Origin of the sequence: Micromonospora sp. CPCC 206060, assembly GCF_036906895.1 — a bacterium.
Classification (GTDB): Bacteria; Actinomycetota; Actinomycetes; order Mycobacteriales; family Micromonosporaceae; genus Micromonospora.
In genome coordinates this window covers 64756-86306 of the sequence record NZ_JBAKHU010000028.1, presented here as the reverse complement: position 1 = coordinate 86306, position 21551 = coordinate 64756, and the positions used below count along the sequence as shown (strand labels likewise).

General features: G+C 70.7%; 22 protein-coding genes. 8 read left to right on the top strand and 14 right to left on the bottom strand.

Features of this window, described 5'->3' with window-relative positions; translation table 11 throughout:
- Positions 1-124: 124 nt before the first annotated feature.
- The 3 genes from V6U90_RS18745 to rfbA form a co-directional block, all read right to left on the bottom strand.
- Positions 125-316 carry a hypothetical protein gene (locus tag V6U90_RS18745; RefSeq protein ID WP_334438011.1) on the bottom strand — a complete coding sequence of 64 codons (192 nt, stop codon included), beginning with the start codon at positions 314-316 and terminating at the stop codon, positions 125-127.
- Between the two features lie 67 nt (positions 317-383).
- Positions 384-1742: a Pup--protein ligase gene (pafA, locus tag V6U90_RS18740; protein ID WP_334438008.1), complete on the bottom strand. Its 1359-nt coding sequence runs from the start codon at positions 1740-1742 to the stop codon at positions 384-386.
- Between the two features lie 101 nt (positions 1743-1843).
- Positions 1844-2716: a glucose-1-phosphate thymidylyltransferase RfbA gene (rfbA, locus tag V6U90_RS18735; RefSeq protein ID WP_334438005.1), complete on the bottom strand. Its 873-nt coding sequence runs from the start codon at positions 2714-2716 to the stop codon at positions 1844-1846.
- Between the two features lie 100 nt (positions 2717-2816).
- Here rfbA and rfbB point away from each other — a divergent pair, with 100 nt between their 5' ends.
- Both rfbB and rfbD read left to right on the top strand, forming a co-directional pair.
- Positions 2817-3929, top strand: a complete 1113-nt coding sequence (gene rfbB / locus V6U90_RS18730; RefSeq protein WP_334438002.1) for a dTDP-glucose 4,6-dehydratase — start codon at positions 2817-2819, stop codon at positions 3927-3929.
- Positions 3926-4846, top strand: a complete 921-nt coding sequence (gene rfbD, locus V6U90_RS18725; RefSeq protein ID WP_334438000.1) for a dTDP-4-dehydrorhamnose reductase — start codon at positions 3926-3928, stop codon at positions 4844-4846. The genes rfbB and rfbD overlap by 4 nt, the downstream gene beginning before the upstream one ends.
- 33 nt (positions 4847-4879) lie before the next feature.
- Here the strand turns inward: rfbD and prcA are convergent, their stop codons facing one another.
- The 6 genes from prcA to arc all read right to left on the bottom strand — a co-directional run bounded on the left by prcA (position 4880) and on the right by arc (position 10638).
- The gene (prcA, locus tag V6U90_RS18720; RefSeq protein ID WP_334437997.1) at positions 4880-5704 is read right to left on the bottom strand and encodes a proteasome subunit alpha; all 825 of its coding nucleotides are present in this window, start codon (positions 5702-5704) and stop codon (positions 4880-4882) included.
- 61 nt (positions 5705-5765) lie between these two features.
- Complete coding sequence (gene prcB, locus V6U90_RS18715) at positions 5766-6521, bottom strand: proteasome subunit beta (protein WP_334438034.1); 756 nt, start codon at positions 6519-6521, stop codon at positions 5766-5768.
- The gene (locus V6U90_RS18710; RefSeq protein WP_334438031.1) at positions 6407-6760 is read right to left on the bottom strand and encodes an endonuclease domain-containing protein; all 354 of its coding nucleotides are present in this window, start codon (positions 6758-6760) and stop codon (positions 6407-6409) included. Before V6U90_RS18710 ends, prcB begins: the two co-directional genes overlap by 115 nt.
- A 72-nt stretch (positions 6761-6832) precedes the next feature.
- Complete coding sequence (locus V6U90_RS18705) at positions 6833-7048, bottom strand: ubiquitin-like protein Pup (protein ID WP_074477166.1); 216 nt, start codon at positions 7046-7048, stop codon at positions 6833-6835.
- Between the two features lie 125 nt (positions 7049-7173).
- On the bottom strand, positions 7174-8691 hold the full coding sequence (gene dop, locus V6U90_RS18700) for a depupylase/deamidase Dop (RefSeq protein WP_442933619.1): 1518 nt from the start codon (positions 8689-8691) through the stop codon (positions 7174-7176).
- A gap of 165 nt (positions 8692-8856) precedes the next feature.
- Positions 8857-10638, bottom strand: a complete 1782-nt coding sequence (gene arc / locus V6U90_RS18695) for a proteasome ATPase (protein ID WP_334437988.1) — start codon at positions 10636-10638, stop codon at positions 8857-8859.
- A gap of 166 nt (positions 10639-10804) precedes the next feature.
- Here arc and V6U90_RS18690 point away from each other — a divergent pair, with 166 nt between their 5' ends.
- Positions 10805-11110 (top strand): ferredoxin, encoded by a 306-nt coding sequence (locus V6U90_RS18690; RefSeq protein WP_442933621.1) that lies wholly within the window; start codon positions 10805-10807, stop codon positions 11108-11110.
- Positions 11111-11275: 165 nt separating this feature from the next.
- Here V6U90_RS18690 and V6U90_RS18685 read toward each other — a convergent pair whose 3' ends face one another.
- The 5 genes from V6U90_RS18685 to V6U90_RS18670 all read right to left on the bottom strand — a co-directional run bounded on the left by V6U90_RS18685 (position 11276) and on the right by V6U90_RS18670 (position 14781).
- Positions 11276-11467 (bottom strand): hypothetical protein, encoded by a 192-nt coding sequence (locus V6U90_RS18685; protein WP_334437985.1) that lies wholly within the window; start codon positions 11465-11467, stop codon positions 11276-11278.
- A gap of 220 nt (positions 11468-11687) precedes the next feature.
- Entirely contained in the window at positions 11688-12017 is a 330-nt protein-coding gene (locus V6U90_RS33935) for a recombinase family protein (protein WP_442933620.1), read from the bottom strand.
- Between the two features lie 28 nt (positions 12018-12045).
- Entirely contained in the window at positions 12046-12618 is a 573-nt protein-coding gene (locus tag V6U90_RS18680) for a hypothetical protein (protein WP_334437983.1), read from the bottom strand.
- A 19-nt stretch (positions 12619-12637) separates the two neighbouring features.
- A complete protein-coding gene (locus V6U90_RS18675; protein ID WP_334437981.1) occupies positions 12638-13696 on the bottom strand; it encodes a tRNA (adenine-N1)-methyltransferase in 1059 nt (352 codons plus the stop codon).
- Positions 13693-14781, bottom strand: coding sequence for a M50 family metallopeptidase (locus tag V6U90_RS18670; RefSeq protein WP_334438023.1), 1089 nt, complete (start codon positions 14779-14781; stop codon positions 13693-13695). Before V6U90_RS18670 ends, V6U90_RS18675 begins: the two co-directional genes overlap by 4 nt.
- Positions 14782-14978: 197 nt before the next feature.
- Between V6U90_RS18670 and V6U90_RS18665 the strand changes: the two genes are divergently transcribed.
- The 5 genes from V6U90_RS18665 (at position 14979) to V6U90_RS18645 (ending at position 21542) form a co-directional block, all read left to right on the top strand.
- A complete protein-coding gene (locus tag V6U90_RS18665) occupies positions 14979-15917 on the top strand; it encodes a RecB family exonuclease (protein ID WP_334437979.1) in 939 nt (312 codons plus the stop codon).
- A 77-nt stretch (positions 15918-15994) separates the two neighbouring features.
- Positions 15995-17200 carry a sensor histidine kinase gene (locus V6U90_RS18660; RefSeq protein ID WP_334437978.1) on the top strand — a complete coding sequence of 402 codons (1206 nt, stop codon included), beginning with the start codon at positions 15995-15997 and terminating at the stop codon, positions 17198-17200.
- Positions 17201-17267: 67 nt separating this feature from the next.
- Positions 17268-17954: a response regulator transcription factor gene (locus tag V6U90_RS18655; protein ID WP_334437977.1), complete on the top strand. Its 687-nt coding sequence runs from the start codon at positions 17268-17270 to the stop codon at positions 17952-17954.
- A gap of 262 nt (positions 17955-18216) precedes the next feature.
- A complete protein-coding gene (locus V6U90_RS18650) occupies positions 18217-18993 on the top strand; it encodes an ABC transporter ATP-binding protein (protein WP_334437975.1) in 777 nt (258 codons plus the stop codon).
- Positions 18993-21542 carry an ABC transporter permease gene (locus V6U90_RS18645; RefSeq protein ID WP_334437972.1) on the top strand — a complete coding sequence of 850 codons (2550 nt, stop codon included), beginning with the start codon at positions 18993-18995 and terminating at the stop codon, positions 21540-21542. Before V6U90_RS18650 ends, V6U90_RS18645 begins: the two co-directional genes overlap by 1 nt.
- Positions 21543-21551 lie beyond the last annotated feature (9 nt).

Here is a 21551-nt window from a genome sequence, read left to right as displayed (position 1 = left end):
GCTGTTCGAGCTGGCGGACGCGGTGCTGTGTACCACAGGGCCGGTCGTGTCACTGGCTGAACTTCGCTTTTAACCTTTGCCGGCGGTCGACGGCGCCGGGTGGACCGGCGGTCGACGAGCGGCGTCAGGCCATGAAGATCAGGGCGAGCCAGCCGCCGACCATCAGCACCAGGGCGAGCGCCAGCACCCAGGTGGGCACCTTGTACTCGCCCCGGCGGTTGCGCTCGACCTCTTCGCGGATCTTCTGCCGGCGCCGCTCGATGAAGCTCTGCCGCTCGGTGCGGCCGGAGCGGTCCGATGGTTGCGGGAACGTCATAGCTCCGCCAGCATACCGGTGCGCCGGGAGGGACCGACGGGTACCGCATCCCTCCCGGCACACCGGCTCACATGCTGGCGATCAGCCGCTCGACCCGCTCGTCGTACGCCCGGAACGGGTCCTTGCAGAGCACGGTCCGCTGGGCCTGGTCGTTGAGCTTGAGGTGCACCCAGTCGACGGTGAAATCCCGGCGCTTCTCCTGGGCGTGCCGAATGAACTCGCCGCGTAGCCGGGCCCGGGTGGTCTGCGGCGGGGTCTCCTTGGCCTCGAAGATCTCCAGGTCGGTGGCGATCCGGTCGACCTGGCCACGCCGCTCCAGCAGCCCGTAGAGCCCTCGACCGCGACGCAGGTCGTGGTAGGCGAGGTCCATCTGGGCGATTCGCGGGTGCGACAGTGGCAGGTCGTGCTTGGCCTGGTACTTCTCGATCAGCCGGAGCTTGGTGACCCAGTCGATCTCCCGGGCCACCGGTTCCAGGTCACCGGTCTCCACCGCACGCAGTACCCGGCCCCAGAGCTCCACCACCCGCTTCGCGGTCTGGTCCCCGCCCCGGCGCTCGACGAACTCGACCGCCTTGGCCAGGTACTCCTGCTGGATCTCCAGCGCGCTGACCTCCTTGCCGGAGGCGAGCCGGATCTTGCGCCGGCCGGTGACGTCGTGGGAGACCTCGCGGATGGCCCGGATCGGGTTCTCCAGGGAGAGGTCGCGCATCACCACGCCGGCCTCGATCATGCGCAGCACCAGGTCGGCGGTACCGACCTTGAGCAGCGTGGTGACCTCGTTCATGTTGGAGTCGCCGACGATGACGTGCAGCCGCCGGTAGCGTTCCGCGTCGGCGTGCGGCTCGTCGCGGGTGTTGATGATCGGCCGGCTCCGGGTGGTGGCCGAGGAGACCCCCTCCCAGATGTGCTCGGCCCGCTGCGACAGGCAGTAGACCGCGCCGCGTGGGGTCTGCAGCACCTTTCCGGCGCCACAGATCAACTGGCGGGTGACCAGGAACGGAATCAGCACGTCGGCCAGCCGGCCGAACTCGCCGTGCCGGGAGACGAGGTAGTTCTCATGGCAACCGTAGGAGTTGCCGGCCGAGTCGGTGTTGTTCTTGAACAGGTAGATCTCGCCCGCGATCCCCTCGTCGTGCAGCCGCTTCTCCGCGTCGATGAGCAGCCCCTCCAGGATCCGCTCGCCGGCCCGGTCGTGGGCGACCAGGTCGGCGACCGAGTCGCACTCGGGGGTGGCGTACTCGGGGTGGGACCCGACGTCCAGGTAGAGCCGGGCACCGTTGCGCAGGAAGACGTTGCTCGACCTCCCCCAGGACACCACCCGGCGGAAGAGGTAACGGGCGACCTCGTCGGGGGACAGCCGCCGCTGCCCGCGGTACGTGCAGGTGACGCCGTACTCGGTCTCTAGGCCGAAGATTCGCCGCTCCATGGTCTGACATTAGCCGCCCGGAGGCCTCGTTGGGCAGCGCTCGTCCGGGCGTGCCGGGCGGATCCGGCTCCGGCCCGGAACCGGGAGCGGCCAGCGGCAGGTCATCGACGCCCCTCGGCCAGCAGGTCGAGCAGATAGTTGCCGTAGCCGCTGCGGGTCAGCGGGTCGGCCAACTCAGCCAACTGACGGTCGTCGATGAGCCCGGCTCGCCAGGCCACCTCCTCCAGGCAGCCGATCTTCATACCCTGCCGTTCCTCGATGACCCGGACGAACTCGGCCGCCTGCATCATCGCGTGGAACGTCCCGGTGTCCAGCCAGGCGGTACCCCGGTCCAGCACGGTCACGGTCAACTGCCCCGCCTCCCGGTACGCCTCGTTGACCGCGGTGATCTCCAACTCGCCCCGCTCGCTCGGGGTGAGCCGGGCGGCGATCTCCACCACCCGGTTGTCGTAGAAGTACAGGCCGGGCACCACGTACCGGGACTTCGGCTTCGCCGGTTTTTCCTCAATGGACAGCACCTGCCCGGCGGCGTCGAACTCCACCACCCCGTAGGCCTGCGGGTTGGCCACCGGGTAGGCGAAGATCCGCCCGCCGACCGGCCCGCCCTGCTCGGCGAGCTGCCGGTTCAACCCGACGCCGTGGAAGATGTTGTCGCCGAGGATCAGGGCCACCGGCTCGTCGCCGATGAAGTCGGCGCCGAGCACGAACGCCTGGGCGATCCCCTCCGGTCGGGGTTGCACCGCGTAGGACAGCCGCAGGCCGTACTGGCTGCCGTCGCCGAGCAGCCGCCGGAACTGGGCCTGGTCGTCGGCGGTGGTGACGATGAGGATCTCCCGCACCCCCGACATCACCAGGGTGGAGAGCGGATAGTAGATCATCGGTTTGTCGAAGACCGGCATGAGTTGCTTCGACACGGCCCGGGTCACCGGCCACAGACGAGAGCCGGCGCCGCCGGCCAGCACGATTCCACGCACGACCCAGAGCCTAGAACCTCCCACCGGCGAACACCGCCCAGCGTGTCGAATATTTTACTCAGCGTGATTAGTGCTGTTCAGGGCGTAGACTTCCCGAGCTGTGAGGATCCTCATCACCGGCGGTGCCGGGTTCATCGGTTCGGCGTACGTCCGGATGCTGCTCGACGGCCGGGCAGCCCCCCTCGCCCCGGGCACGGTCACCGTCCTGGACAAGCTCACCTACTGCGGCAACCTGGCCAACCTGGACCCGGTACGCGACGATCCCCGACTACGGTTCGTGCACGGTGACGTCTGCGATGCCGACCTGGTCGACGAGATGGTGGCCGGCCAGGACGTGATCGTCCACTTCGCCGCCGAGTCGCACGTGGACCGGTCCATCGCCGGCGCCGCACCGTTCGTCACCACCAACGTGCTCGGCACCCAGACCCTGCTCGACGCGGCACTACGGCACGGCACCGGCCGGTTCGTGCACATCTCCACCGACGAGGTCTACGGCTCCATCGCGCACGGTTCCTGGACCGAGGAGACCCCCCTCGCACCGAACTCGCCGTACGCCGCCGCGAAGGCCGGCGCCGACCTGCTCGCCCTGGCCTACCACCGCACCCATGGCATGGACGTGGTCGTCACCCGCTGCTCGAACAACTACGGGCCCTACCAGTATCCCGAGAAGATCATCCCGCTCTTCGTCACCCGCCTGCTCGACGGCGGCACCGTCGGCCTCTACGGCGACGGCGGCAACGTCCGCGACTGGCTGCACGTCGACGACCACTGCGCCGGCATCGCCCTGGTGCAGGAGAAGGGGCGCCCCGGCGAGGTCTACCACATCGGCGGCGGCACCGAGCTGACCAACCGCGAGCTCACCGCCCGGCTGCTGGAGGCATGCGGCGCCGGCTGGGAACGGGTCGCCGCGGTCCCCGACCGCAAGGGCCACGACCGGCGCTACTCGCTGGACATCACCAAGATCCGCAACGAGCTGGGGTACGCCCCCCGCATCGATCTCGGTACCGGACTCGCCGGCACGGTCCGCTGGTACCAGGAGAACCGCACCTGGTGGGAGCCCCTGAGCGGCCGGGCCGGGGTACCCGGAGCCGGCGGCGGTACCGGAGCCGGCGGCGGTACCGGAGCCGGCGACATCACCCGGACGGCCGGAGCCGACGACATCACCCGGGCCGCTGAACCGGGCACCGCCGACACGGCCGGATCGGCCTGGTGAGCGTCCCGTCCGGTGCCACCGGCCGCTGGCTGGTCATCGGAGCCGACGGCATGCTCGGACGGGACCTGGTCGCCATCCTCACCGCCACCGGTCGACCGATCACCGCAGCCGGTCGGCGCCGCCTGGACATCACCGACCCCGACGCGGTCCGCGCCGCCGTGCAGGGCCACGAGCTGGTCATCAACGCCGCCGCCTGGACCGACGTCGACGGCGCCGAACAGCAGGAGACCACCGCCACCCGGGTCAACGGCACGGGCGTCGCGCACCTCGCCGAGAGCTGCGCGGCCACCGGTGCCCGACTCATGCACGTCTCCACCGACTACGTCTTCGCCGGTGACGCCACCGAGCCGTATCCGGAACATGCCCCGACCGCTCCGGTCAACGCCTACGGACGCAGCAAGCTCGCCGGCGAACGAGCCGTGCTGGCCCGGCTCCCGGAGCACGGCTACGTGGTCCGTACGGCATGGCTCTACGCCACGCACGGGCGCAACTTCGTCCGCACGGTCCTCCGGCTCGCCGCCGAACGGGAGCACCTCGACGTCGTCGACGACCAGGTCGGCCAGCCCACCTGGTCGTACCTGCTGGCCGGTCGGCTGGTCGAACTGGCCGGCGCTGCGGTCGCCAGCCGGGCGCCGGCCGGGATCTACCACGGCACCTGCACCGGGCAGACCAGCTGGTACGGCCTGGCCCGGGCGGTGTTCACCCTGGCCGGACTCGACCCGGAACGGATCCGGCCGGTCGGATCCGACCGGTTTCCCCGACCCGCACGCCGGCCGGCCTACAGCGTCCTGGCCCACCAGCGGTGGGCGGCCGCCGGGCTGCCGCCGCTACCGCACTGGCAGGACGCCTTGACAGCGGCACTCACCGACCGGCGGAGCGCCACCGAGGCGACCCCGCCGGCCGTGATCCCGGGCTGAGCCCGACCGCGGTGCGACCGTGATCCGAGCGGACTACTCCCCGGTCGACTCGCCGGACTTGTCCTCCAGATCCGCCGAGGCCGCCGAGACGGTGGGCTTCTCCGGACCGGTCGACGGCTGCTTGGGCTCCTCGGCCGGTGCCTCGGCGGCAGCGGTCGAGCCACCGTCCAGCAGCGCGGTCAGCGCCGCACCGGTGATCCGGCGGAACGTCCGCCCCACCCGGCGCCGGTCCAGGACCGCGACCTCCAACTGGTTGGCCGCGATGGTACGGGGTGCGCCACCCTCGCCACCGACGCTGCCCAGCGCCTCCACCGCGACCGCCATCGCCTCGGCGAGGGACATGTCGCTGCGGTGCCTGTTGCGCAGCACCCCGGTGATCGCCTCGGCCTGACCGCCCATGGCCATCCGGCCCGGCTCGTCGTTGACCGAACCGTCGTAGGTCAGCCGGTAGATCTCGTCGTCCTCCGGGGTGGCACCCACCTCGGCGACGCACATCTCCACCTCGAACGGCTTGGACTGCTCGGTGAAGATCGAGCCCAGGTTCTGCGCGTACGCGTTGGCCAGCGCCCGACCGGTCACGTCCCGCCGGTCGTAGCTGAGCCCGTTGAGGTCGGCCATCCGCACCCCGGCCCGGCGCAACGCCTCGAACTCGTTGTACCGGCCGACGGCCGCGAAGCCGATCCGGTCGTAGATCTCACTGACCTTGTGCAGGGCGCTGGAGATGTTCTCCGCGACGAAGAGCACCCCACCGGAATAGCTGAGGACCACCGCGCTACGGCCCCGGGCGATGCCCTTGCGGGCCAGCTCGGAGCGGTCGCGCATGATCTGCTCGGGCGAGGCGTAGAACTGCATGGCCACGACGGCGGTTCTCCTTAGGAGCGCGGTGCTGACGACTGCTGGCAGGTGCTGACGGGACGACTCACCCGCCCGGGTTCTCCATCCGGCCGGAGACCACGGCCTCGGCGACCGCGGCGGTCTCGGCGTCGGTGAGCCGGTGGGTGCCCTCGGCCGTCGCGGTCATCACCACCGGGTAGATCCGGCGGGTCAGGTCCGGCCCTCCGGTGGCGGTGTCATCGTCGGCGGCGTCGTAGAGCGCCTCGACCGCCAGCCGGGCCGCCTCGTCGACGCTCAGACCGGCCCGGAACCGCTTCTTGAGCGCGGACTTGGCGAACAGCGAACCGGAGCCGATCGCGTCGTAGCCGGTCTCCTCGTAGGGACCGCCGGTGACGTCGAAGCTGAAGATCCGGCCGGCGCGCTGCGGGTCGGTCGCGGCCAGGTCGTAACCGGCGAAGAGCGGGATCACCGCGAGGCCCTGCATGGCTGCGCCGAGGTTGCCCCGGATCATCGAGGCGAGCCGGTTGGCCTTGCCGTCGAGGGAGAGCATGGTGCCCTCCATCTTCTCGTAGTGCTCCAGCTCCACCTGGAACAGTCGCATCAGCTCGATGCCGATGCCGGCGGTGCCGGCGATGCCGACCAGCGAGTACGCGTCGGCCGGGTGCACCTTCTCGATGTCCCGCTGGGCGATCAGGTTGCCCATCGTGGCCCGCCGGTCACCGGCCATCACCACGCCACCGGCGGCCGAGATGGCGACAATGGTGGTCGCGTGCGGCGCGATGTCGGCGGCCATCCCCGGCGGCAACGGCCGACGGCCGGGCAGCAGCTCGGGAGCCGCGATGCGCAGAAACTCCGTGAAGGAGGACGTCCTCGCGTTGGTGAACACATCTGGTAGACGCCCGGATGGATCAAAACCCGCTGCCACGTGGTTCCTCTCAGGTACGTGATCGCCCTGGCCAGCCGCGTGTCGCTGTCACGGGACCGACCAAGACCACCGTTGCAGTTGAAGCAGAGTATCCCGCGTACCCACCCGTTGCGATGATCGTGGTCGAGGTGTTGCGGGTCCGCCGCGTCACAGATCGTGCGGACACCGCCCTACCCGGTCACGACATCAACGTGAGACATTCACCCGATCAGAATCGGGCAAAAAGCTCACTGACCGCCCTTCTGGACGTAGCCGCGCACGAACTCCTCGGCGTTCTCCTCCAGCACGGAGTCGATCTCGTCGAGCAGGTCGTCGACGTCCTCGGTGATCTCGGCGTGCCGCTCGGCGACCTCCGGGTTCGCCTCGGTCGTGACGTCCTCGATCTCCTCGCCCTGGCGCGCCTTGCCCGACTGCGACTGACCGCCACTGTCCCGAGTAGCCATCTGGTGCCTCCTCACGATCGCCTGAAAGAAACTTACCTCGCGGGAACGACGAAAACCCGCCACGCGGGTGCTCTTTCCACACGCGTGGCGGGCAGGATCGTCCGGCGGACGCCGCCGGCCGTGGCTCACCGCCCGGTCAACGCCTCCAGCAGGTCCTTGGCGCTGGCACACCGGTCGAACAGCGCGCCGACATGGGCGCGGGTGCCCCGCTCGGGCTCCATCATCGGTACCCGGACCAGCGACTCCCGACCCACGTCGAAGATGACCGAGTCCCAACTCGCGGCGACCACCTCCGAGGCGTACTGGCCCAGGCAGCGGCCCCGGAAGTAGGCCCGGGTGTCCTCTGGCGGGTCGGTCATCGCCGAGCGGACCTGCTCGTCGGTGAGCAACGTCTTCATCGCACCGCGCGCCACCAGCCGATGGTAGAGCCCCTTCTCCGGACGGACGTCGGAGTACTGCAGGTCGACCAGTTGCAGCTTGTGCGAGGCCCAGCCGAGCTTCTCCCGCTCCCGGTAGCCCTCCAACAGCCGCAGCTTCGCCACCCAGTCCAGCTCGTCGGCGCAGGACATCACGTCCCGGCCGAGCCGGTCCAGCACGCCCTCCCAGCGGTCCAGCACGTCGGCGGTGGCGTCGTCGACGTTGACGCCGTACCGCTCGTCCACAAAGGACCGGGCCCGCTCGTAGTACGCCCACTGGAGGTCCAGGGCGGTGAGGCGGCGACCGTCGCGCAGCCGGATCAGGTGGGTCAGCGACGGATCGTGGCTGACCGCGCGCAGCTCGCTGACCGGGTCCGCGATGCCCAGGTCACCGGTGAGCGTCTTTTCCTCGATCATGGTGAGGATGAGCGCGGTGGTGCCCATCTTCAGGTAGGTGGCGGTCTCCGACAGGTTCGCGTCGCCGATGATGACGTGCAGCCGACGGTACTTGTCGGCGTCGGCGTGCGGCTCGTCCCGGGTGTTGATGATCGGCCGCTTGAGGGTGGTCTCCAGACCGACCTCGACCTCGAAGAAGTCCGCCCGCTGGGAGATCTGGAACCCGGGCTGACCGCCGTCCTGTCCCATCCCGACCCGGCCGGCACCGCACACCACCTGCCGGGTGACGAAGAACGGGGTCAGGTAGGCCACGATGTCGGCGAACGGGGTCTGCCGGCGCATCAGGTAGTTCTCGTGGGCGCCGTAGCTGGCACCCTTGTTGTCGGTGTTGTTCTTGTACAGGTGGATGCGCTGCGTACCGGGGATGGTGGCGGCCCGCCGCGCGGCCTCGGCCATCACCCGCTCACCCGCCTTGTCCCAGCGGACCACGTCGAGGGGGTTGGTGACCTCGGGGGTGGAGTACTCCGGGTGGGCGTGGTCCACGTAGAGCCTCGCACCGTTGGTCAGGATGACGTTGGCCAGCCCGAGATCCTCGTCGGCGAGGGCCTCCGCCGGGTCGTACGCCGCCCCGGAGTAGGTGAACCCCCGGGCGTCGCGCAGCGGCGACTCCTCCTCGTAGTCCCAGCGCGCCCGGCCACCCTTGGTCAGCTCCGGGCGGGCTCCGTAGGCGTTGACCACCTGCGATGAGGTGACCATCGGGTTGGCACCTGCCTGGCCGGGCACGGAGATGCCGTACTCCACCTCGGTGCCCATGATCCGTCGTACGCTCACGCCGCCACCTCGCTCCGCTCCCCCACTGCCGTCGAGACTAGTCTGCGCCCGGCCCGCGGTGCCCGCGACGGGCCGCAGGGGATGGCCCGGTACGGGCGGGCGTTGGCCGGGGCTGGAGCAGGCGAGCGGGCGGCGTGGTGCCACGCCGCCCGCTCGCGCTGTCGGTCAGAGGTACTGGCCGGTGTTGCTGGCGGTCTCGATGGAACGACCGGCCTCGGTGCCCTTGCCGCCGGAGACGAGGGTACGGATGTAGACGATCCGCTCCCCCTTCTTGCCGGAGATGCGGGCCCAGTCGTCCGGGTTGGTGGTGTTGGGCAGGTCCTCGTTCTCCCGGAACTCGTCGACGCAGGAGTCGAGCAGGTGCTGCAACCGCAGCCCCTTGCGCCCGGAGGTGAGGAACTCCTTGATGGCCATCTTCTTGCCCCGGTCGACGATGTTCTGGATCATCGCGCCCGAGTTGAAGTCCTTGAAGTACAGGACCTCCTTGTCACCGTTGGCGTAGGTGACCTCCAGGAACCGGTTCTCCTCGGTCTCCGAGTACATCCGCAGCACCACTGCCTCGATCATGGCAGCGACCGTCGCCTTCGGGTCGCCACCGTGCTCGGCCAGGTCGTCCGCGGACAACGGCAGGCCGGTGAGGATGTACTTGGAGAAGATGTCCTTGGCCGCCTCGGCGTCCGGCCGCTCGATCTTGATCTTCACATCGAGCCGACCGGGACGCAGGATGGCCGGGTCGATCATGTCCTCCCGGTTGGAGGCGCCGATGACGATGACGTTCTCCAGACCCTCCACACCGTCGATCTCGCTGAGCAACTGCGGGACGATGGTGTTCTCCACGTCCGAGGAGACACCGGAGCCACGGGTCCGGAAGATGGAGTCCATCTCATCGAAGAAGACGATGACCGGGGTACCCTCCCCCGCCTTCTCCCGCGCCCGCTGGAAGATCAACCGGATGTGCCGCTCGGTCTCGCCGACGTACTTGTTGAGCAGCTCCGGACCCTTGATGTTGAGGAAGAAACTGGTGTGCTTCTCCTCGCCCCGCCGCTCGGCGATCTTCTTGGCCAACGAGTTGGCCACCGCCTTGGCGATCAGGGTCTTACCACAGCCGGGCGGACCGTAGAGCAGGATGCCCTTCGGCGGCCGGAGCTGGTGCTCGCGGAACAGGTCGGCGTGCAGGAACGGCAACTCCACCGCGTCACGGATCTGCTCGATCTGCGACTGGAGGCCACCGATGTCGGAGTAGTCGACGTCGGGCACCTCCTCCAGGACCAGCTCCTCGACCTCACTCTTCGGGATCCGCTCGTACGCGTACGCCGAACGGGGCTCGACCATGAGCGAGTCACCGGCCCGCAGCGGCGCACCGATCAGTGTCTCGGCGAGGTGCACGATGCGCTCCTCGTCGGCGTGCGACACCACCAGCGCCCGGTCACCCGGCCCACCCGAGGGGTTGTCCAGGATCTCCTTGAGCATGACCACCTCGCCGACCCGCTCGTAGCCGAGCGCGTCGACGATGTTGAGCGCGTCGTTGAGCAGGACCTCCTGCCCACGGCGCAACTCGCTGACATCCAACGAGGGCGAGACCGCCACCCGTAGCTTGCGACCACCGGTGAAGACATCCACCGTGCCGTCATCGTGCCGGGCCAGGAAGACACCGTAACCGCTCGGCGGCTGTGCCAACCGGTCGATCTCCTCCTTGAGCGTCACGATCTGCGCCCGAGCCTCCTTGAGGGTGCTCACGAGCCGTTCGTTGTTCTCGGTCAGCCGCGCCAACTGTGCCTGGGTGGCAGCCAGCCGCTCCTCGAGCTGCCGTACGTGTCGGGGGCTCTCGGTCAACTTGCGTCGCACCAGAGCGAGTTCCTCCTGCAGAAACGCGACCTGGGTGGAGAGATCGTTTGCCTCCTTCTCCCACCGTGCGGCGCGCGAATCCGCGTCGTCGCTTCGTGCCACGTCCACCTCCCCGGGGGGCTTGAACACCTCTGCCCTAACACTAGCCGTTGTGACGCCAATTCGGTCCCATGCAATGCCCTCGTCACCGAACCTTGATCGTCTCAGGGGCGCTGCCCGGGGCGGGCCGGCGACGTTCGGGTACCGTCGGTCAGTGGTCCACGAGAGTATGGGGGTGGCGATGTCGGCGCAGGTCGAGACCGATGAACTGCAGGTCTGGGTGGATCAGGACCTCTGCACCGGTGACGGACTGTGCGTGCAGTACGCCCCGGAGGTCTTCGAATTCGACGTGGACGGCCTGGCGTACGTCAAGGACAGCTCGGGCGAGTTGCTCGCCGCCCCGGGCGCCCGGGTGGACGTACCGGCCCATCTCCGGCTCGAGGTGATCGACTCCGCCCGGGAGTGCCCGGGCGAGTGCATCCACGTGGTGCGCCGTACCGACGATGTCGAGGTGGCCGGGCCGGACGCGGACTGACGCCCAACCCGAACCGGCCCCGGCCGGCAGCGCGGCGGGGAGGCCGTGGGCCTGACGACATGGGCGCAGGGCAACCAGCGCGTACAGCCGCTGGCGATCTGACGGGGCTGTCCCCGGTGCGGAACCTTCGCACCGGGGCGCTCTGCGCTCTGACCCCGGTTGACGTCAGTCCTCGTCGGTTGGGCCGGGGCGATTCTTGGCGATCCAAGCTCGAACGACCCTACCCTCCCAGACGCGGCCCATCTTCAAGGTGGCGAGCGGATCGGGGAATCCCTTGCGGCCCACGATGATCGTGGCGCGCTGTTTGCTGATTCCGCCAAGCAAATCACGGATCTCATCCAACCCAAGCAGCTCCACAATCTGACGGCATGGCCCCACGGGCACGCACCAGCCAGTACGGGGTTAGTCAACCCCTGCGGGGGTTGCCCTCGTACAACTACACGTGATGCCATGGTCAGTTGACGGACCACGGACCTGTTCTGCCTGTCTGGACGGCGACCCCGCATCGCGCGCCGTTCGATCGTTTGTCGTTGAGTGGTGTGACACGCCGACCGAAGTGCAGCTGAACTGCAAACGATCAAGGGCAGATGGACGAACTCGGTCGCTCCGGACTCCTTCGCCTCTGCGAGGGCTTCCGACGTGCGCTGGCTGATGACCTCGCGCTCCCACTCGGCAGCCGGTTGAGCTTGGCGACGACCAGGCCGTCAGCATGCCCGGCCGCAAGCTGATCGAGAGCCCACGTCAGGCCAGCACGACGGATGTGGGCACCGGTTGCGCCGTCGTCGGCAGGTGACCACACCAGGCGCCACCTGTTCGCGGCGGCTGCGTCCCGGATAGCCGTGCGCTCTGCCTCGATCCCGTAGGCCGGGCCGGACGCGGACTGACGCGCACCCGGACCGACCCGCAGTCGGCGGGGGCGTCGGCCTCCCGCCGACTCAGAGCACCGGCCGGCCGACCACCGAGGCGACCAGCCGGGCGAACTCCTCCAACCGGGCGATCTGCCCCGCTCCCCCGTCGTCGAGGGTCTTGCCGAAGCGCAGCGCGTCGTGCCGGGGCCCGGTCGGCAGGTCCTCCCCGGAGCCGGACTCGTCCAACGAACTGAGCAGCAGATACACGTCGATGCTGTCCACCCGGATCCGGCCGTTCTCGGTCCGGGTGAGCCGCCGCCGGCAGCCCACCTCGGTGACGGTCGAGACCGGCACCACCCGCAACGACGACGTCAGCGCCCCGGGCGGCCCCTCCTCCGGTGGCACGTCCTCGCCGTGCCAGAGGATCAACCGGCTGCCGTCACAGACCACGACCTCCTGCCACACCCCGTTGACCTCGTTGACGAAGCGTTCCAGAGTGAAACCCAGCACCGACGCGCCGCGCAGCACGCCCCCGAGCGCCTCCAGCGCCACGTCCGGATCCCGCAGATAGGCCCGGGCCGCCGACTCCAGGTCCTGGTAGGGCGACCAGTCCGGGAAGACCGCAGGCAGCTCGTTACCACCGAAGTCCGGCTGGGTCATGCGGGCCCGCCCGCACCGCTCATGGGGCGACCTGTTCGCCGGTCGCCGGGGCAACGGCCGCCCCCTCGGCGGCCTCCAGCGCGGCCTCGGCCGCGTCCAGGGCCGCCTCGGCCGCGTTGCCGGCCGCCTCGGCGGCGCGCCGGGCGGCCTCGGCCTCGCGCAGCACCTGCCGGCGCGCCACGTACGCCTCGGCGCCCTTGCTGGGCTTGCGGCGGCGCGGCGGCGCGGTCACCCCGGGGGCCAGCCGGCGGGTCGAGACCAGGAACGCGGTGTGCGCGATCATGCGGTGGTCGGGGCGTACCGCCAGGCCGTCGGCGTGCCAGTCCCGCACCAGCGACTCCCAGGCCCGGGGCTCGGTGAAGCCGCCCCGCTCCCGCAGCGCCTCCACCAGCTCCGACAGCTGCGGCGTGGTGGCGACATAACCGATGAACACCCCGCCCGGCAGCAACGCCCGCTCGACGAGGTCCAGGGCCTCCCACGGGGTGAGCATGTCCAGGATGATCCGGTCGAAGCCGGTCTCGGGGCAGCCGGTCACGTCCCCGGTGTGCAGGTGCCAGGCGGGGTGCGGACCACCGAAGAACGCCTCGACGTTGCGCCGGGCGATCTCGGCGAAGTCCTCCCGCAGCTCGTAGGAGTGCACCTCACCGCCGGTGCCGACGGCCCGCAGCAGGGAGCAGGTCAGGGCACCGGAGCCGGCACCGGCCTCCAGCACCTTGGCACCGGGGAAGACGTCCCCCATGGCCACGATCTGCGCGGCGTCCTTCGGGTAGATGACCTGGGCGCCCCGGGGCATGGAGAGCACGTAGTCGGCGAGCAGCGGTCGCAGGGCGAGGTACGCCGTGCCGCCGGTGGAGGTCACCACGCTGCCGTCGGGCAGCCCGATCAGGGCGTCGTGCTCCAGGGCACCCCGGTGGGTGTGGAACGCCTTACCCGGTTCCAGGGTGACCGTGTGCATCCGGCCCTTGGGGTCGGTGAGCTGGACCCGGTCACCGGGCTGGAACGGTCCCCGGCGGACCGGCAGCGGCCGGTGGTCAGCCGGTGCCCCGGTGACGGGGGCGGCAGGGGGATGTGCGGTCACGTGTTCATCTTCCGTTTGGGTTCCAGGAGCTGCGCCAGATCCGCGATGTGCAGAACGCCGACGACATCTTCGCCTGCGGTCACGAGGTACTGTGCGCCCGGGTGGGCCTGTACCGCCTCGACCACGCGTTCGCCGTCGAGTCCGACCGGCAGGCGGGGCAGGTCGGTCAGGGAACGGGCCACCGCGTCCACGGCGAGCCAGGGCCGGCGTTCGACCGGGACGGCGGCCTCGGCGACCAGATCGACCAGGGCGACCGGGCGGCCGGCGGCGTCGGCGATGCCCAGCGCGGTGGGCCCCCCGGAGCCGTCCCGCTGCCGCTGCGCCTCGGCCAGCGGGGTGCCGCTGGGCACCAGCAGCACCCGCCGGGCCAGCCGGGCGAGGTCCACCAGCGGGAACCGCCGACTGATCCGGGCGAGCCGGATGGACTGCCCGGCACCGCGCCAGAGGGTGAACGACACCAGCAGCATCAGCGGCAGGGCCAGCGGTGCGAGAACCTTCAGCACGGTCAGCAGCGCCACCACGACGGCACTGCCGACCGCCACGACCCGCCCCACCCAGCCGGCCACCTCGGTACCGAGGTGCCGGTCCCGGGTCGCCGCCCAGACACCGGCACGCAGCGCGCGCCCCCCGTCCAGCGGCAGGCCGGGCAGGCTGTTGAAGACCGCCACGATGACATTGCTCACCGCCAGCTGGAAGGCGAGCTGGTTGGCCAGCGTCCGGTCGGGCAACGCCAGGGTGGCCGCCGTCGCCGCCAGTCCCAGCACGAACGAGACCGCCGGACCGGCGAGGGAGACCAGCAGGTCGATCCGGGGGGTCGGTGCGTCGCGTTCCATCTCGGTGTAGCCGCCGAGCAGTTCCAGGGTGATCCCGCGCACGCCGATGCCGTACCGGCGGGCGGTGAGCGCGTGCCCCAGCTCATGCAGGAGCACCGAGCCGAGCAGGCAGACCACGAACCCGAAGCCGATGACGTACCCGGCGGTCGGGCTGAGGGCGAGCTGGCGGCGGACGAACTCGCCGTAGGTGACGGTGACCAGCAGGGCCAGCAGCAGCATGGAGGCGTTGAGGTACAGCGGCACCCCGAACACCCGGCCCACGGTCAGGCCGGGTCGCGGGGCGCGGTCTCGTCGGTTCCGTGGTGTCTGCTGCACCGGGTCGATGCTACGTACCGTTCCTGGACGGCTGCCGCGTACCGTTTCCCCGGTACCGACTCCGACGGGTTTCTTCGTACCGGCCCCGACGAGGCAACCGGACGGACGTCGTACCCGTGGCTTAGCCTTCGGTCATGACGGCGCAACCGGTGACCAACCAGCAGACCGCGCGGCTCGTTCCGGCCCAGCCCGGTGGGGTCGTGGCGGCGGTGCCGGCGACGGTCCGCGCGTCGCTGTCACCGTCGCGCGCCGCGGACTTCAAGACCTGCCCCCTGCTGTACCGGTTCCGCAGCCTGGACCGGCTGCCCGAGCGACCCAGCGTCGAGCAGGTCCGGGGCACGCTGGTGCACGCGGTGCTGGAGCGGCTGTTCGACCTGCCGGCGGCGCAGCGCACCCCGCAGGCCGCCGCCGACCTGGTCCCCGGGGAGTGGGAGCGCCTGGTCACCGAGCAGCCGGAGCTGGCGGAGCTGTTCACCCCGGACGATCCGGCGGCGGTCACCGAGTTCGTCGGGTCCGCGGCCGGGCTGCTGGACGGCTACTTCGCGGTGGAGGATCCGACCCGGTTGGAGCCGGCCGAGCGGGAGAGCCTGGTCTCCGCCGTGGTCGACGAGGAGTTGCTCATCCGGGGGTACCTGGACCGGCTCGACGTCGCCCCGGACGGCGCCCTGCGGGTGGTCGACTACAAGACCGGTGGCGCGCCACGGGAGGCGTTCGAGGCGCGGGCCCTGTTCCAGCTCAAGTTCTACGCCCTGGTGCTCTGGCGCACCCGGGGGGTGGTGCCCCGGGTGCTGCGGCTGCTCTACCTCAAGGACGCCGAAATCTGTGACTACTCCCCCGACGCCGACGAGTTGCAGCGCTTCGAGCGCACCGTGGTGGCACTGTGGCGGGCCATCGAGCGGGCCACCGCCGACCGGGACTTCCGGCCCCGGCCGAGCCGGCTGTGTGACTGGTGCAACCACCAGGCGCTCTGCCCGAGCTTCGGCGGCACCCCGCCGCCCTTCCCCGAGCTGGTCCCCGGCGACGTGACCCGGGACGCCCGACAGGGAGCGATCGTCCCCGGCGCGGACGAGTGACCTCCTCCCCAGGGAGGAGTGCCGGTTCGTCGGCCACGCCGATCAGGTCGGCCCGATGGTTGCCTACCGTCACTGGTGTGACGGAGAGTCGGGTGGCATGGCTGCGCACACACCCGCCCGCGGTGGACACGCTGTTCGCCGTCGGGCTGGTGCTGCTGGACGCTGTGTTCACCCTGCTGACCCCTCCGGAATACTGGCCCCGGTCGTTACCGGTCTCGTTGGGCTGGAGCGCGCTCTGCGCCGCCCCGGTGGTATTCCGCCGGCTGGCGCCGTGGGTGGCGGTGGGCGTGGCCGTGGCCACCCTCGGTCTGCCGCTGGTGCTCGGCTACGCGCCGACGACCCAGAGCCTGGCCCTCATCGTGCTGACCTACACCATGGCCGCACACCGGTCGCTGCGGGCTGCGGTGCTGGCCGCGCTGGTGCTCTGGGTACCGGTCGCGGTGGCGAACCTCCTCGCCCCGCTCGGCGGGATGCTGGAGGTCAGCCGCGGTCTGGTCCTGCTCAACAACGTGCTGATCACCCTGGTGTCGTTCTTCGTGGGCCGTACGGTGCACGCCCGGCGCGCGTCCGTGGCGGTGCTGCGGGAACGGGCCCGGGTGGCGGAGGAGAACCAGCGTGCCCTGGCCGAGCAGGCGGTGGCCGACGAACGGCGGCGGATCGCCCGGGAGCTGCACGACGTCGTCGCCCACCACCTGAGCGTGATGGGGGTGCTGGCCACCGGGGCCCGACGGGTGCTGCGGAGGGACCCGGACGCCGCCGAGGAGGCGCTGGGCACGATCGAACAAACCAGCCGGACCACCCTGCGGGAGATGCGGCGCCTGCTCGACGTGCTGCGCACCGACGCCGAACCGGCGGCGGAGTTGACCCCGCAGCCCGGCCTGGCCGGCATCGAGGCCCTCGTCGAGCAGGTCCGCGAGGCCGGACTGCCGGTGGTGTTCCGGGTCGACGGGACCCCGGGGCCGCTGGACCCGGGGGTGGCGCTGACCATCTACCGGATCGTGCAGGAGGCGCTGACCAACGCCCTCAAGCACGCCGGTCCGGCCACCGCCGAGGTCCGCCTGGGCTTCGGGGTGTACTCGCTGGTCGTCGAGGTCAGCGACACCGGACGGGGCCCGCTGCCGGCACCCGACCGGGTCGGGCACGGACTGGTCGGGATGCGGGAGCGGGTGGCCCTCTACGGTGGGAGTCTGCGGGCCGGGCCCCGTACCGGCGGCGGTTTCCGGATCCACGTGAAGCTGCCGATGGACCAGGTGGCCCCGACCGGCGAGACGGGGGCGGCGTGAGGCCGGACCGGCGCGGGGAAAGCGGGCAGCCGGGTCGGGACGGCGACGATTGGGCAGGAGATCACAGATGACCGAGGGTGACGTGCGGCAACGGCCGGTACGGCTCCTGCTCGTCGACGACCAGCCGCTGCTGCGTACCGGGTTCCGGATGGTGCTCGGCGCCGAGGAGGACCTGGACATTGTCGCCGAGGCGGGCGACGGGGTGGAGGCGGTCGACCTGGCCCGGCGGCTGCTGCCGGACGTGGTGCTGATGGACATCCGGATGCCCCGGATGGACGGGGTGGCCGCGACCCGGGCGATCGTCGACGCCCGGCTGCCGGTACGGGTGCTCATCCTGACCACCTTCGACCTCGACGAGTACGTGGTGGGCGCGCTGCGGGCGGGAGCGAGCGGGTTCCTGGCCAAGGATGTACCGGCCGAGGACCTGGTGACCGCCATCCGGACGGTGGCGGCTGGCGACGCGGTGGTCGCACCACGGATCCTCAAACGGCTGCTGGACCGGTTCGCCCAGGCGTTGCCGGATCCGGAGGCCACCCTGCCGCACGCGTTGGGCACGCTCACCGAGCGGGAACGGGAGGTCCTGGTGCAGGTCGCCCGGGGCCTGTCGAACGCGGAGATCGCCCGGGCGTTGACGGTGAGCGAGACCACCATCAAGACCCACGTCGGGCATGTGCTGACCAAGCTGGGGCTGCGCGACCGGGTGCAGGCCGTGGTGCTGGCCTACGAGTCGGGGCTGGTCCGCCCCGGCGCCTGACCGTCCGCCGGCCGCCCGTCCGGCGGTTGACCCTGACGGTACGTCAGGTCGTACGGTCGCCCATGCCGTCACGCTGGGTGACGAAAGGTGGGTCGGTTCAGGGGTGACCCTGAGTCGGTATGGGGGCCCACCCGCATGCCGAAATCCGCGTCGTGCTCCCCCGGGAGTCGGACGTTACCGGCCTGAGCAGGGCTGATGATGACACTTGTCGGCCGGCCTCTGGGTCCGGCCGGTCGAACGACGGTTGACAGAGGGGGAGCCAGTGACCGCGACGGTAGGTCGCCCGGTGGGGGCCGCAGCCCGCGCCAGCGACGTGTGGAAGGTGTACGGCAGCGGCGAGGCACAGGTGGTGGCGCTGCGCGGGGTGAGCGCCGAGTTCGAGCGGGGCCGATTCACCGCGATCATGGGTCCGTCCGGTTCCGGCAAGTCGACGCTCATGCACTGCCTGGCCGGGCTCGACACGGTGACCCGGGGCACCGTCATGATCGGCGACACGAAGGTCACCGGGCTCGGGGACGCTGGCCTGACCCGGCTGCGCCGCGACCAGGTGGGCTTCATCTTCCAGCAGTTCAACCTGCTGCCCACGCTGTCGGCGAAGGAGAACATCCTGCTGCCGCTGGCCATCGCCGGGCGCAAGCCCGATCCGGCCTGGTACGACACCGTGATCGACACGGTGGGCCTGCGGGACCGGCTCGACCACCGGCCGAACCAGCTCTCCGGCGGCCAGCAGCAGCGGGTCGCCTGTGCCCGGGCGCTGGTCTCCCGCCCGCAGGTGATCTTCGCCGACGAGCCGACCGGTAACCTCGACTCCCGCTCCGGCGCCGAGGTGCTCGGCTTCCTGCGCAACTCGGTACGCCAGCACGGCCAGACCATCGTGATGGTCACCCACGACCCGACGGCTGCCGCGTACGCCGACCGGGTGGTCTTCCTGGCCGACGGCCAGATCGTCTCCGAGCTGATCGAGCCGACCGCCGACACGGTGCTGGACACCATGAAGAAGCTCGACACGCTGCCGGCCACCACCGAGGTGGGCATCTGATGCTGCGTGCCACGCTCAAGAGCCTGCTGGCCCGCAAGGTCAGGCTGGTCCTGTCCGGGCTGGCGGTGGTCCTCGGCGTCATGTTCGTCTCCGGCGCCTTCGTCCTCACCGACACCCTCGGCCGGTCCTTCGACGCGATCTTCGCCGACGCCTACGAGGGCATCGACGTCCAGGTCGCCGCGAAACCGAAACTCGCGGTCAGCGAGACCGAAGGTGAGCAGGTGTCGCCACCGTTCCCGGCGACAGTGCTGGACCAGGTCCGCACCCTACCGGGAGTGTCCGGGGCCACCGGGTCGGTCAACGCCGCCGGCGCCCGGCTGATCGGCAGCAACGGCAAGGTGGTCACCTCGTTCGGGCCTCCGCAACTGGGCAGCAACTGGACCGGGGAGAGCGGCCTGCTCGAACTCCGCGAGGGCCGGGCCCCGCAGTCCGACGGCGAGATCGTGGTCAACGCCGCGCTCGCCAAGGCCGGCAAGGTCACCGTCGGTGACCGGGTCGGGGTGCTGACCCTGGCGCCGAAGCAGGAGTTCACCCTCGTCGGCATCTTCGGCTACAGCGGCGGCCGGGACAGCATCGGCGGGGCCAACGAGATCCACTTCACCACCCCCGTGGCGCAACGGTTGATGCTCGGCGCACCGAACACCTACAACGGCATCATCCTGACCACCGCCGATGGGGTCAGCCCGGAACAGCTCCGCGACGACGTGGCCGCCACCCTCGGCGACGGGTACGTGGTCAAGACCGGTGAGCAGCTCTCCGCCGACGCCGCCGCCGGCCTGAAGGAAGGGCTGTCGTTCTTCAACCGGATCCTGCTCGGCTTCGCCGGGGTGGCCCTGCTGGTCGGCACCTTCCTGATCCTCAACACCTTCTCGATCATCGTCGCGCAGCGCACCCGGGAACTGGCCCTGATGCGGGCCATCGGCGCCAGCAGCCGGCAGGTCATCGGCTCGGTACTGGTCGAGGCGGTCACCATCGGCCTGCTCGCCTCGGTGCTCGGGCTGGCCGCCGGCATCGGGGTGGGCGCGCTGCTGGCGTACGTCTTCGGGCAGTTCGCTGGCGGCCTCACCCTGGCCGGGCTGGGCGTACCGCCGGTCGCGGTGCTCAGCTCCTTCGGGGTGGGTCTGGTGATCACCGTGGTCGCGGCGCTGCTGCCGGCGCTGCGCGCATCGCGGATCCCGCCGATCGCGGCCATGCAGGACGTGGCCACGCCGGACCGGCCGCTGACCCGGGTCACCCTCTCCGGCGCGGTGGTGACGGCTGCCGGGGCCGGCCTGCTCGCCCTCGGCCTGTCCGGCAACGCCGGGGACAACACGCTGGTCACCATCCTCACCGGGGTGCTGCTGGCGTTCATCGGGGTGGCCCTGCTGACCCCGTTGATCAGCCGGCCGGTGGTCAGCCTGCTCGGTGGCCTGTTCTCCTGGTCGGTGCCGGGCAAGCTGGGCCGGTTGAACTCCGGTCGCAACCCGCGCCGTACCGCGATCACCGCCGCCGCGCTGATGGTCGGCATCGCGCTGGTCACCGGCGTCACCGTGATCCTCGACTCGGCCAAGGCCAGCATCGCCGGTCAGGCCGAGCAGATCATCGACGCCGAACTGGTGATCGCGGGCGAGCAGACCGGCCCGCAGACGCCGACGTTCGACCCGACGGTGGTGGACCGGGCCGCCGCGCTGCCCGGGGTGGCGGCGGTCGCCGGGCTCTACAACGACATGGCGGAGGTGGACGGGGAACGGCGGTTCGTCAACGCGGCCACCGACCTGGCGGCCGTGGGACGGATCTGGGGCGCGAAGGCCACCGCCGGCACCGTCACCACGCTCCGGCCCGACCAGGTGGCGCTGAGCGAGCCGGCCGCCAAGGAGCTGAACAAGTCGGTCGGTGACCGGATCACCGCCCAGTTCGCCCGGGGCGAGCCGCACACCTACACGGTCAGCGCGATCGTGCCGGAGGACCGGCTGCCGGGTTCGATCATGCTGCCGAAGGAGGCCGCCGCCGACTTCACCCAACCCCAGCCGTACCTGGCGCTGGTGCAGCTCACCCCGGGTACCCCGGTGGCGCAGGTGCAGCCACAGCTGGAGGAGCTGGTCAAGGACAGTCCGGAGGTGTCGGTGGCCGACCGGGCCGGATTCATCGCGCAGCAGAACGGCCAGTTCGACACCCTGCTCCAGATGATCCAGATCCTGCTCGCCCTGGCGATCGTGATCGCGGTGCTCGGCATCATCAACACGCTGGCCCTGTCGGTGCTGGAACGCACCCGCGAGCTGGGTCTGCTCCGGGCGATCGGGCTGCGCCGCGCGCAGACCATGCGGATGATCACCGTGGAGGCGGTGGTGATCTCGGTCTTCGGCGCGCTGCTCGGGGTGACCGTCGGCAGCGGGCTGGGCGCGGCCGTGGTCGAGGCGCTCAAGGACGAGGGGATCACCGACCTGGTGCTGCCCTGGGCGCAGATGGGCCTCTTCGTCGGGCTGGCCGCGCTGATCGGGGTGATCGCCGCAGTGCTGCCGGCCATCCGGGCCGCCCGGATCAACGTGCTCGGCGCGATCGCCCACGACTGAGCCGTAAGG